3 protein-coding genes are annotated in these 14,869 nt (G+C 51.9%); all 3 read left to right on the top strand.

What is annotated here, in order from left to right:
• Nucleotides 1-154 precede the first annotated feature (154 nt).
• The gene (locus AC3CIC_RS20540; protein WP_488516040.1) at nt 155-13,663 is read left to right on the top strand and encodes a VCBS domain-containing protein; all 13,509 of its coding nucleotides are present in this window, start codon (nt 155-157) and stop codon (nt 13,661-13,663) included.
• A 173-nt stretch (nt 13,664-13,836) separates the two neighbouring features.
• Complete coding sequence (locus AC3CIC_RS20545) at nt 13,837-14,466, top strand: thiol:disulfide interchange protein DsbA/DsbL (protein ID WP_488516041.1); 630 nt, start codon at nt 13,837-13,839, stop codon at nt 14,464-14,466.
• A 69-nt stretch (nt 14,467-14,535) separates the two neighbouring features.
• Complete coding sequence (locus tag AC3CIC_RS20550; protein WP_017003865.1) at nt 14,536-14,844, top strand: antibiotic biosynthesis monooxygenase family protein; 309 nt, start codon at nt 14,536-14,538, stop codon at nt 14,842-14,844.
• The last annotated feature ends 25 nt before the right edge of the window (nt 14,845-14,869 follow it).

Raw genomic sequence — 14,869 nt, forward strand, 5'->3', positions numbered from 1 at the left:
TCAGTCTCATATATGAAACACAAATTATCAAAAACCTTATTCCCGTCCCCTAACTCAGTTATCAGCCGTGAAATTTATGTACTAGGTTTAATCAGTAAATCAAGTTTGAATCTTTAGACTCATTTTCGAGTCAATCTGTTAACGGGAGTTCTTTATGGCTATCACCTTGGTCCTCAGTCAGGTTGTTGGACAGGCATTTGTTGTTAAACCTGACGGTCAAGTCAGTCCAGCTCAAGCCAATATGCAGTTGCATACGGGCGATCTGATTTCCGTCCCGAAAGGCAAAAATGCGTGGCTTGTGACAGAAGATGAAGAACAAGTCGATGTGCTTGATGAGGCGCTGTTTTTAGGTGATGAAGGGTTCAATAGCCTTGACCTTCCCTCCGATGTATTAGATATCATTGCCTCACTTGAACAGGGTGATGACCCTACACAACTCGAAGGTAAAGAGACCGCAGCAGGTGAAGAACTCAATAGTTCATCCGCTGGTGAACAAGTCATCATTGAATCGAACGGTTACCGGGGCGGAGTCAGTGGCATCGGAATGTTTGATACCACCGGATTAAGCGCTGCCGGTTTAACCGGCGCCCAAATCGAATCGCTCAGCTCTGCGAGATATGCCAACTTGTTTAATCGCGCATCAAATGCTCAAGAAGAGAACATTGAAGCAAAAATTTCAGGGGATCTTTCGGCCACCATTATAGATGGCGATGTATTGACTGCTTCGGGCAATCTCACTTCCAGTGATGCTGACGGGGCAGATAACCGTTTTATTGCAGAAACCATTCAAACACTGCGTGGCGAAATGACCATCAATGAAGATGGCAGCTGGACCTATACATCGACTGACCCAACAGGAGCGATCGAAAGGCTTGGTGAAGGGGATACCCTTAACGAATATGTCACCGTGCGAGCTGCCGATGGCACGGAACAACGTATTACCCTGACGTTTGAAGGCAGTAATGACGTGCCCGTTTTCTCTGCCATAAGTTCTGGTGAGATAACGGAAAGTGACGGCATCATGAAGGCCGCTGGTTCGATCAATATTATTGACCCCGACGCAGGCGAGTCCTTTATGCAACCTGGGTCGTTTAAGGGGGAATGGGGAACGGTGATTATTGACCGTGCTGGGAACTGGTCATACACAGTAGATAACAGCAATAAAGCGGCCATCAACTCGATGACGGACGGGGAAAAGGTAACAGACACCATCACCGTCTACTCCGTCGACGGTACCGAAACCATCATCACACTCAGTATCAATGGTGCCAATGACGATGCCATTATCGGCGGTGACATTGCCACAACTATCGTTGACAACAGTGGCACACTGTCAACTTCTGGCACGCTCTCGTCCACTGACATTGATGGTAACGACAACGCCTTCATCGCGGAAACACTTACCACACCTCGTGGTGAAGTGACCATCGATGAAAACGGCAACTGGACATATACGAGCACCGACCCAACGGGCGCTATTGAACGCTTAGCGGAAGGCGAAACCCTCACCGAGGTCGTCACGGTACGCGCGGAAGATGGCACTGAACAGCAAATCGTCCTCACTATTGAGGGTGTGAATGATGCGCCTGTATTCTCCGCGATTACCACCCGCGATGTGTATGAAACCAATGACGTTATCAGCGTTAATGGCTCATTAAATATCGTCGACCCTGATGCGGGTGAATCCTTCATGCTAGCGGGCACATACCTGGGCGACTTTGGTTCTGTCACCATTGATCGTGCGGGAAATTGGACCTATACCACGGACCCATCCCAAAGTACGTCGCTCGATACACTTAGAGAAGGCGAACAACGCGTTGATACCATCACGGTGCGCTCAGTTGATGGCACAGAAACTGACATTCTTGTCACCATCATAGGGACAAACGATCCGGCGCAGATTGCCGGTGATATTGTTGGCACTATCGTCGAAGCCGACGGCACCCTGTCCACCAGTGGCCAATTGACCTCGACGGATGTTGATGGAAACGACAATGTATTCACCCCGCAAACCATTGCAGGACGTTGGGGTGAAATCACCATTGATGCCGACGGAAGCTGGACATACGTCACCACAGACGACAACGGTGCTATCAATCGCTTAGGCGATGGTGAGCAACTGACAGACACGCTTAGTGTTCGCGCTGAAGATGGCACCATTCAAACCATCACGATCACGATTGACGGCACTAATGACGTAGCAGTGTTTGGTGGAATGACCAATGTGTCTGTTACTGAAGCCGATGGCCAATTATCAACATCAGGTAGTGTCAATGTATCGGATGCAGACACAGGCCAGAGCACCTTCCAAGCAGGCACATTCACTGGCGAATTTGGCGACATTACCATTGATACCGCGGGCAACTGGACCTACACGACAGATCCCGTTCATAGCAACACCTTTGATGCCTTGGATGCGGGCGATCCGCTTCCTGACACCATCACTGTCTATGCCCAAGATGGTACCCCATTAGATATTACCGTCACCATTACTGGTACAGACGATCTCCCTGTCGTCAGTGGTCAATTTGGTCAATCCCTCGTGGATACAACAACAGGCAACACACTGACTGCATCAGGCACCATTAACATTTCAGATGTCGATGCCGACGACGCCCCGACTTTCGAAGATACACGCATCGAAAGTGAGTACGGCGTACTCGAACTGGTTGATGGCAACTGGACATATACCCTGGACAAAGAAGCGGCGAGTGCTCTTAACGCAGGTGAAGTTGATACCGATGTCATCACGCTCACCGCGAGCGATGGCACACAGCAAAACATAGTGATCAGCATTACGGGGACGAACGACGCTCCAGTCCTTAGTGGCGATACCACTGGCTCACTCAGTGATGACGATAACCTAACCATCAGCGGCTCGATTGAAATCATCGACCCAGATACAGGTGATTCCCCCACTGTACCCAATGACACCATCGATGGCAGCTACGGTACCTTAGCGCTAGTCGATGGCGAGTGGAGCTACACCTTAGACCCTGACAGCACTGCCTCTTTGCCAGAAGGCGAACGCACGACCGATACCATCACGATCACTGCATCCGATGGCTCGACCCACGATATTGTGATCACCATAACTGGGACAGACCAACTGCCTGTGCTTGAAGGTGATACAACAGGGGCCATCAAAGAAGGCTTTAGTACGCTCATAGCGACAGGAACTATCAACCTGGTCGACGTCGATGAAGGCCAAACCCCAACCTTGCCAAACGGCACAACTGAGGGCGCATACGGCTCACTTGAATTAATCGACGGCGCATGGGCGTACACCTTAGATCCAGAGCTCGCACAATATCTCGATGAAGGGCAAACCACCCAAGATACCATCAGTGTCACGGCTTCTGACGGCACAGTTCATGACATCGTTATTACCATTACAGGCAGCGAAGACGCCGCCGTACTAAGCGGTGAAACCAGTGGCAGCGTGAGCGATGAAACTGGCGCGCTCACAACAGGCGGCAGTCTTTCCATCAGCGATCCTGACACCAATGACAACCCCACGTTGCCGGATAGCAATCAGCAAGGGCAATACGGCTCATTTAGTATGGTGGGCGGGAATTGGACCTACACCTTAGATCCTGAGCTTGCCGAAGCATTGGGTGAAGGCGTAGAAGTCACCGACACTATTACGATCACAGATTCAATGGGCGGCACCCATGCGCTTGTGATTTCAGTTACAGGCACAGATGATGCCGCCGTGCTAACGGGTGATACCACAGGCGTGTTGACTGAAGGCACAGACGTTATTACGACGTCCGGCACGATAGAGCTGATCGACCCAGACTCAGGTGACACGCCAACTATTGAAAACACGACCGTCACAGGAACGTTTGGCAGCTTGGCGCTGGTCGACGGTGAATGGACTTACACGCTCAACCCTGGTGCCGCACATTCGCTAGGCGCAGATCAAAGCACCACAGATACCATTACGTTGACAGACAGTGAAGGCAAAGAACACGACATTGTTATTACCATTGAAGGTACCGACGATGCTGCCGTTGTGAGTGGCGATTTCACAGGCACTGTCACCGCGCAGATTGGCCCAGAAATCACAATAAACAATGTCTTTGTATTAGGTGATGATATCGATGTGGATGGCGAGCAATTCAATGCCAGTTCACAGCCTAGCTCGATGCATTTCGATTCAGCGGGATTCAGCGCGACCATTACAGACAGTGACGGTCAGCTAAACAATTCAGCAAACCAAACTATAGAACTCGACGGTCAGTCTTACCCTGTTTCCGTCACTGCAACCGTCGAATACACAGACGTCTACGACAACGTGTTCACCATGGGCGTCTTATCAATCGACAATGGAGACGGAACTAGCACGACACTGTTGGTTCAAATTGGTGGCCCTGACATTTTGCCTGGTACCGATCTCAATGTTGTTGAAGGCTCATATACCGACGTGAGTTCTATCGACTATGTAGATGTCACCGACGCCACGACAGTCTCTGGTAGCCTTTCCATCTCAGATGCAGACGCGAATGACTCGCCAAGCTTTACCAACACCACGATCGACGGTGACTACGGTACCTTTACGCTGACGGACGGCGCATGGACCTACACCCTCGATCCCGCTAAAGCCAACGCACTTAACGATAACCAAACCGAGCAAGAAGTGTTCACCCTCACCGCCTCGGACGGCACGGTGCAACAGATCACCGTGGATGTCACAGGCGCAGATGATGCAGCGATTATCACGGGTGATAGCACGGCAAGCATTACCGAAGACTCCGGCGCACAAACCGCGTCAGGCACCATCACGATCACAGATGCAGACACCGGTGATACACCCACCATTCCGAATGGCACCTTGGCGGGGGAATATGGCTCGCTGACCTTGGTTGATGGCGCATGGACGTATACCGCGGACAGCACGTCTATTCAATCATTGGCTGACGGTGATACCGCAACCGACACCATTACCGTCACCGCATCCGATGGCACCACCCAAGACATCGTTATCACCATTACAGGCACAAACGATGCGGCTGTTGTGACTGGCGATACCACAGGGGATGTGACCGACCAAAATGCCTCAACCTCAGGCTCGATAAATGTTAGTGACGTCGATAACGGCGAAACCGCGACCATCGACAACACCACGATTGAAGGTGAATACGGTTCACTTGTTTTGGTGGATGGAAATTGGACGTACAACGTCGATTCTGAGAAAGCGCAGACGTTACCGGATGGCCAATCTGCGAACGATGTCTTCACCTTAACCGCTTCTGATGGTTCGACCCATCAAATCACCGTGACTGTTGAAGGCACGGATGATGCTGCTGCGGTCACCGGCGATCTCAGCGCCAGCGTGGCTGAAGGTGGCGAGGCTTCGGTATCGGGCTCTATCAACATCAACGACCCTGATGCTGCTGTCCAGCCCACCCTTGAAAACGGCACGGTGGCAGGCGAATACGGTAGCCTCACGCTGACCGACGGTGAGTGGACGTACACGGTTGACCCAAGCAAAGCACAGTCTTTGGGTGACGGTGATTCTGCGACCGACACCATCACGGTGACGGCATCGGATGGCTCAGCGCACCAAATCACGATCACAGTGACAGGCAGTGACGATGCCTCTGTGGTCACCGGCGTCACCACTGGCGGGATTGATTTAGGTGCAGATACGCCGGAAACCAGCACATCAGGCACCCTGTCAATTTCTGACGTGGACGACGGTGACTCGCCAAGCTTTACCAACACCACGATCGACGGTGACTACGGTACCTTTACGCTGACGGACGGCGCATGGACCTACACCCTCGATCCAGCTAAAGCCAACGCACTTAACGATAACCAAACCGAACAAGAGGTGTTCACCCTCACCGCCTCGGACGGCACGGTGCAGCAGATCACCGTGGATGTCACGGGCGCTGATGATGCGGCGATTATCACGGGTGATAGCACGGCAAGCATTACCGAAGACTCCGGCGCACAAACGGCCTCAGGCACCATCACGATCACGGATGCGGATACCGGTGACACGCCTACCATTCCGAATGGTACGTTGGCAGGGGAATATGGCTCGCTGACCTTGGTTGATGGCGCATGGACGTATACCGCCGACAGCGCATCGATCCAATCATTGGCTGACGGTGATACCGCGACGGATACCATCACGGTCACCGCATCCGATGGCACCACCCAAGACATCGTTATCACCATTACAGGCACGAACGATGCGGCTGTTGTGACTGGCGATACCACAGGGGATGTGACCGACCAAAATGCCTCAACCTCAGGCTCGATAAATGTTAGTGACGTCGATAACGGCGAAACCGCGACCATCGACAACACCACGATTGAAGGTGAATACGGTTCACTTGTTTTGGTGGATGGAAATTGGACGTACAACGTCGATTCTGAGAAAGCGCAGACGTTACCGGATGGCCAATCTGCGAACGATGTCTTCACCTTAACCGCTTCTGATGGTTCGACCCATCAAATCACCGTGACTGTTGAAGGCACGGATGATGCCGCTGCGGTCACCGGGGATCTCAGCGCCAGCGTGGCTGAAGGTGGCGAGGCTTCGGTATCGGGCTCTATCAACATCAACGACCCTGATGCTGCTGTCCAGCCCACCCTTGAAAACGGCACAGTGGCAGGTGAATACGGTAGCCTCACGCTGACCGACGGTGAGTGGACGTACACGGTTGCCCCAAGCAAAGCACAGTCTTTGGGTGACGGTGATTCTGCGACCGACACCATCACGGTGACGGCATCGGATGGCTCAGCGCACCAAATCACGATCACAGTGACAGGCAGTGACGATGCCTCTGTGGTCACAGGTGTCACCACTGGCGGGATTGATTTAGGTGCAGACACGCCGGAAACCAGCACATCAGGCACCTTGTCGATTTCTGACGTGGACGACGGTGACTCGCCAAGCTTTACCAACACCACGATCGACGGTGACTACGGTACCTTTACGCTGACGGATGGCGCATGGACTTACACCCTCGATCCCGCTAAAGCCAACGCACTCAACGACAATCAAACCGAGCAAGAAGTGTTCACCCTCACCGCCTCGGACGGCACGGTGCAACAGATCACCGTGGATGTCACAGGCGCAGATGATGCAGCGATTATCACGGGTGATAGCACGGCAAGCATTACCGAAGACTCCGGCGCACAAACCGCGTCAGGCACCATCACGATCACGGATGCAGACACCGGTGATACACCCACCATTCCGAATGGCACCTTAGCGGGCCAATATGGCTCGTTGACCTTGGTTGATGGCGCATGGACCTACACTGCTGACAGCGCGTCGATCCAATCGCTGGCTGACGGCGATACCGCAACCGACACCATCACGGTCACCGCATCAGACGGCACCACGCAAGACATCGTGATTACCATTACAGGTACGGATGATGCCGCTGTGGTGACGGGCGATACGACGGGCAACACCACGGACCAAGGCACCACAGTGTCGGGCTCTATCAGCATCAGTGATGTGGATAACGGTGAAACCCCAACCATCAGTAACACCACGATTGAAGGTGAGTACGGCAGCCTTGCACTCACTGACGGTGAGTGGACGTACACGGTTAACGCCGAAAACGCACAAACCCTGCCAGACGGGGAATCGGCAAACGACACCTTCACCCTCACGGCATCTGATGGATCAACCCATCAAATCACGGTCACTGTCGAAGGCACTGACGATGCCGCTGTCGTCACGGGCGATCTCAGCGCGTCTGTTGCTGAAGGCGGCGATGCGTCTGTCTCTGGCTCAATCAACATCAACGACCCTGATGCTGCTGTCCAGCCCACCCTTGAAAACGGCACGGTGGCAGGCGAATACGGTAGCCTCACTCTGACCGACGGTGAGTGGACGTACACGGTTGACCCAAGCAAAGCACAGTCTTTGGGTGACGGCGATTCAGAAACTGACACCATCACGGTGACGGCATCGGATGGCTCCGCGCACCAAATCACGATCACGGTCACGGGCAGTGACGATGCCTCTGTGGTCACCGGCGTCACCACTGGCGGGGTTGATTTAGGTGCAGATACGCCGGAAACGAGCACATCAGGCACCCTGTCAATTTCTGACGTGGACGACGGTGACTCGCCAAGCTTTACCAACACCACGATCGACGGTGACTACGGTACCTTTACGCTGACGGACGGCGCATGGACCTACACCCTCGAGCCAAGCAAAGCCAACGCACTCAACGATAACCAAACCGAACAAGAAGCGTTCACCCTGACCGCCTCGGACGGCACGGTGCAGCAGATCACCGTGGATGTCACAGGCGCTGATGATGCGGCAGTGATCACCGGCGATACCACCGCGGCGATCACTGAAGACGTGGGCGCACAAACCGCGTCAGGTACCATCACTATCACGGATGCGGATACCGGTGACACGCCCACCATTCCGAATGGCACCTTAGCGGGCCAATATGGCTCGTTGACCTTGGTTGATGGCGCATGGACCTACACTGCTGACAGCGCGTCGATCCAATCGCTGGCTGACGGCGATACCGCGACGGATACCATCACGGTCACCGCATCCGATGGCACCACCCAAGACATCGTTATCACTATCACGGGCACGAACGATGCGGCTGTTGTGACTGGCGATACCGCAGGGGATGTGACCGACCAAAATGCCTCAACCTCAGGCTCGATAAATGTTAGTGATGTCGATAACGGCGAAACCGCGACCATCGACAACACCACGATTGAAGGTGAGTACGGCAGCCTTACACTCACTGACGGTGAGTGGACGTACACGGTTAACGCCGAAAACGCACAAACCCTGCCAGACGGGGAATCGGCAAACGACACCTTCACCCTCACGGCATCTGATGGATCAACCCATCAAATCACGGTCACTGTCGAAGGCACTGACGATGCCGCTGTCGTCACGGGCGATCTCAGCGCGTCTGTTGCTGAAGGCGGCGATGCGTCTGTCTCTGGCTCAATCAACATCAACGACCCTGATGCTGCTGTCCAGCCCACCCTTGAAAACGGCACGGTGGCAGGTGAATACGGTAGCCTCACTCTGACCGACGGTGAGTGGACGTACACGGTCGACCCAAGCAAAGCACAGTCTTTGGGTGACGGCGATTCAGAAACTGACACCATCACGATCACCGCGTCGGATGGCTCAGCGCACCAAATCACGATCACGGTCACGGGCAGTGACGATGCCTCTGTGGTCACCGGCGTCACCACAGGCGGGGTTGATTTAGGCGCAGATACGCCGGAAACGAGCACATCAGGCATCCTGTCAATTTCTGACGTGGACGACGGTGACTCGCCAAGCTTTACCAACACCACGATCGACGGTGACTACGGTACCTTTACGCTGACGGACGGCGCATGGACCTACACTATCGACCCAGCTAAAGCCAACGCACTTAACGATAACCAAACCGAGCAAGAAGTGTTCACCCTCACCGCCTCGGACGGCACGGTGCAGCAGATCACCGTGGATGTCACGGGCGCTGATGATGCCGCAGTGATCACTGGCGATACCACCGCAAGCATTACCGAAGACTCCGGCGCACAAACGGCCTCGGGCACCATCACCATTACCGATGCAGACACCGGTGACACGCCAACCATTCCGAATGGCACCTTGGCGGGTGAATATGGCTCTCTCACGCTCGTGGATGGCGCATGGACGTACACACTTAATCAAGAAGCCGCGCAGTCGCTCAATCAAGACCAAGAAGTCACGGACACCATTACCGTCACCGCCTCTGATGGCAGCACGCAGGACATCGTTATTTCGTTAACGGGAACGGATGACGCAGCGGTTGTTTCGGGTGACACAACCTCGTCACTCAACTTGAGCGACGGCATCACTATCGGTAATGCCTTCGTCATAAATGAAAACTTCATTGCAGAAGATAGTCATTTCAACACATGGGATTTCCCTTCAACACTGACGTTTAATGACAGCGGCACCACGGTTGTGATCAATGATGATGACAGCAGATTAGATGGAGATGGCGGCAGTGGTGGCAATAGTGTCGATGAAATCAATGAACAATCGACAGACTCAACCCAAACGATCATCTTAGATGGCGAAACCCTGAGCGTGAACGTCGACTACTCCCTCCAGTACACAGACACTGAAGGAAATGTTTATACCTTCGCCGTGGTAGACGTTGATACCAATGCAAATGGGACTCACTCTGGTGAAAATGCTGAGAGTGGTAGATTACTTATCCAACTGGATGGTCCAGAGATCACCCCGAATACATCTCTTACTTTCGTACCAGATTCATACAGCAATGTAACGTCTCTGAATTACTCAGACATCGCCGAACCTGTGACCGCGACGGGCACACTGACTATCAGTGATGCCGACAGCGCCGACTCACCAAGCTTTGAAAACACGACCATTGAGGGAGAATATGGCTCCTTAACGCTGGTTGATGGCGAATGGACATACACCCTCGACCCAGAGAAAGCGCAAGCCATCGCCAGTGATGCAACCGCGACCGACACGATCACGCTGACCGCCACTGATGGCACGACGCAGAGCATCACGATTTCTCTACAAGGATCCGATGATGCTGCTGTGATCACTGGCGATACCACCGCGGCGATCACAGAAGATGTGGGTACACAAAGCGCCTCGGGAACACTCAATATCGTGGATCCTGATTCGAACCAAACGCCAACTTTTACCAACGAAACCATCACGGGTGAATACGGTAGCCTTACGATGGTGGACGGCGAATGGACCTACACGGTCAACACCGATGCGGTTCAATCGCTGAATGAAGGGCAAGAAGCGACGGATACCATCACGGTGACCGCTAGCGATGGCTCAACACAAGACATCGTGATTTCGTTGACAGGAACGGATGACGCGGCAGAGATAAGTGGCACGACTACCGCAGCCCTGACAGAAGGTAATACCGGAGACACCATCACCGCAAGCGGCACACTGACGGTGACCGACCCTGATGGTGATGCGGTAGACTTCCCTAATAGCAGTCACAACGGCACCTATGGATCACTGGAAATGGTGGACGGCGAGTGGACCTACACCATGAACAACGACGCCACTCAGTCACTGAATGAAGGACAGGTGGTGCAAGACACCATCACAGTCACCGCTTCTGATGGCACGACCCAAGATATTGTTATTGATATCACAGGTTCAGATGATGCCGCAGTGCTTTCAGGTACATCAACAGCAACGATCACCGATACGAATGCTTCTTCTCAAAACGTCACGGTTGGTCGAGGAAGTGACGGTACGTGGGATGCCACCAACGGCGATAACTTATACCTCAATTTAAGTAATGTGAATTCCGATGCCGCTTACACCAACAGTGTGGGCTACTACGTGCTGGATGCAGGCGGTAATGTCGTTCGCGCAGCCATCATCTTTGATAATGCGCATTCCACCAACGGCACCAGCGTTAACATCAATACCGCAGGCGGCGAAAAAGTCGGGCTGTTTATGATCCCAAATGGTGATAGCCAAGGCTTTAATGTCGGCAGCGTCAGCCTTAGTTTTGGTGGTAGCAGTGTAACGGCCTATCAAGGTGGCGCATCAAGTACCACTTTTGTCTCTGACTCCTCGAAAAATAGCGGTTACGACAACGAATACAATTCAGGCACTTATTCTGCGTGGGAAGACATTGCTGGGGGTGGGGACAGAGATCATAACGATGTCACCTTTTATGTCTCCGCGACACAACAACAAGAAAGCCCTATCACCGCCAGTGGGTCTGTATCTGTCTCGGACGTGGATTCCGGCGATACGCCGACACTGCCGAACACCACTGTTCAAGGCGAATTTGGTTCGTTAACCATGACCAATGGCAATTGGACTTATACCTTTGACCCAGACAAAGCGTCAGCGATAGACGAAGAAACATTGGAAACCATCGTCATCACGGATTCCGAAGGTGGCAAACATGAAATTGTGATTGCGATTCAAGGTACTGACGATGCGCCGATTGTGACGGGCGTATTCTCAGGCGCCGTGACCGAAGGCGATGCCGATGATGTGATTACGGTTAGTGGGACAATTTCAATTTCTGACGCTGATGCGGATGACACACCAGAGTTTGAGAACACAACGATTGACGGTCAATACGGTTCGTTAACGCTGGCAGATGGCGAATGGACTTACACGCTGGATCCAGTCAAATCTCAAGTACTGTCTGAAACCGACTTTGTACAGGACACGATTACCCTTACCGCGACCGATGGCACAACGCAAAATGTGGTTATTTCGGTGACAGGCACTGATGATGCGCCGTTTGTGGTGGGAACAAATTCCGCTACTGTCATCGCACCAGATAGTATGACCTCGGAATATGTTGATGTGAAAAATGCCTTTGTGCTCAACGAAGGATATTCATTTACATCTGGTGACATGATGTACTTAGGTTCAGAGCCGCCAACACTGGATTTTAACAAAGCGCCAACCACAGTGCGTTTCTACGACAATGATAGCTACATGGATGGCGACGATTCCTACAATGAGCGGGCTGATGACCTGTCACAAACCGTTGAAATCAATGGCACAAGATACGTTGCCAATTTTGACTACACAACCGATTACACCGACCGTGCCGGCAACGTTTATACCTTTGCCGTCGTCGATGTCGATTTCGACGGAGACCAAATGCATGATAGAGATTCCAACGAACAAGGAAATTTTATCATTCAACTATCTGGCCCTGAGATTACTGCGGGGACACAATTAAACCATGTTCCAGGTTCGCTCATTCGTGATGGTAAGTTGTCTTATCAAGAGTTGGCGGATGACTATAGTCAATCAACAATCGTGGCAACAGGCTCTTTATCGTTGTCTGACGTGGACAACGGTGATTCCCCCTACTTTGCCAATACTGAGGTGAATGGCAGCTATGGCTCACTTTCCTTGGTGGATGGAAATTGGACATACACGCTAGATCCACAATCAACCCCCATGCTCAGTGATAATGACACCGTCAACGAAGTTATCACATTAACAGCAACGGATGGCACGCAGACACAAATCAATGTCACGATTGGTGGTTCGCAAGCAGCACTAATCCAATCTGCCGAAACAGAGCTGAATAGTTCCCTCTCTGATGTCATTTCACTCGATGATGTCACTTTCTCGGGCAGTGACAGCAATGACCGCATCGCAGGAAGCGACAGTGCTGATGTTCTGCTCGGTAATGCTGGGCACGATGTTATTTTAGGCGGTGGCGGCAATGACTTCATTGATGGGGGGTTAGGCGATGATCTCATTCTTGGCGGGCAAGGCAATGATTTGATGGCGGGTGGCGCAGGGTCTGATACGTTTGCATTTCTCAATGGTGACCAAAGCACATCCAGCACCCCAGCTGTCGATCATATTGCTGACTTCGACACCTCACAAGATGCCATTAACCTGTCTGACTTAATGCAAACTGAGCCATCTGATACCCTCGAAAGCTTTTTGTCATTAATTGATGATGGCGAGGGTAATGCAATGTTGAACATCGCTAGCCAAGGAGACGGCAACGTCGACCAACAAGTTGTTTTCGACAACATGAGTGTGGAGGATATGGCTTCAGCCTATAGCGTCGACATATCCGGCATGACATCAGAGCAAGTTAGCACCTCGGTCATCGATGCGATGATCATGCAAAGCAAGATGATTATTGATTAGCCTAAAATAACGATAAGCCCAAGAGCCTTGCGCTAAACTTTTGCCAGTCAGTTCGCTGACTGGCATTTTTTATTACATTATCCTAACCTACCGCTCGCAAAAATTGCGTTATAATCTCACTCCTTAATTTTCCAGCTGAGCCGAAGCTCGCTGACAAAAAGTGATGAACAAACATGAAACTAACACGATTTCTTCTGCCTCTTTTTGCCGCTGTTGCCTTGACAGCTTGCAGCGATGACTCGCCGTCTAATTCTGAAAAATACTCCACGTTAGATGTGCCTGTTCAAGTGGCAAACTTACCGGTTGTGACTGAAGTATTTAGCCTCTCATGCGGTCATTGCCGCTCTATGGAAAGTGCTATCCCCGCCATTGAAGCGGCTGCCGATGTGAATATTGGTAAAGCGCATGTTACCTTCAATGAAAGTGCCACTTTTTCGGCTCTTATCTATTACGCCGCCGTCACTCAAACGGAAGGCAAACCATCTGAAGAGCTGGTTGAAGCATTGTTTAAGTATGTCCAAGAAGGGCAAACAGATGACGCTGAAGAAAACAAAGCGCAGTTGGGCAAGGTGTTTAAAAAGTTTGGTCTGACTAGCCCATATGATCTGAATGAAACACAACAAGCCGAGCTGTTTAGCGCGCTAGAACGGGCTGATGAAATCACAACGGAAGCTGGCATTGTGTCAGTACCCACTTTCCTTGTTAACGGCAAATACATCGTCAATACCAGTGCTCATGATAGCGCTGAGGATTTGGCTGCAACATTGAAAATGCTAATGAAAAAAGATAACCAAGCGAATTGAACCAGCGAGTCTAGCCTCTGACAATCAGAGGCTAGGTTATGCAAAGTAGATAATTTTCAAGGAGAGAAGATGATTCTAGAAGTCGCCATACTCAATGTCATACCCGGACAAGAAGCCGACTTTGAAGCAGCTTTTGCCAAGGCACAAGCCATTATCGCGTCACAACGCGGTTATATCAGCCATGATGTACGACGCTGTATGGAACAGATGAATCGCTATGTGCTGTTGGTGAATTGGGAAACACTGGAAGACCATACTGAGGGCTTTAGGCAATCAGAAGGCTATTTGGAATGGAAAGCCTTGCTTCATCATTTCTATGACCCGTTTCCGACGGTCGAACACTACGAATCAGTAAAAACCCTACAACCTATCCCATAAAAAAACGGCGCATTGCGCCGTTTTT

It is taken from the genome of Enterovibrio sp. QJM3NY_24 (assembly GCF_057786035.1).

What these genes read in the sequence shown, in the direction of transcription:
- AC3CIC_RS20540 (WP_488516040.1), top strand. Translation starts at nt 155, where the DNA reads ATGGCTATCACCTTGGTCCTCAGTCAGGTTGTTGGACAGGCATTTGTT.
- AC3CIC_RS20545 (WP_488516041.1), top strand. Translation starts at nt 13,837, where the DNA reads ATGAAACTAACACGATTTCTTCTGCCTCTTTTTGCCGCTGTTGCCTTG.
- AC3CIC_RS20550 (WP_017003865.1), top strand. Translation starts at nt 14,536, where the DNA reads ATGATTCTAGAAGTCGCCATACTCAATGTCATACCCGGACAAGAAGCC.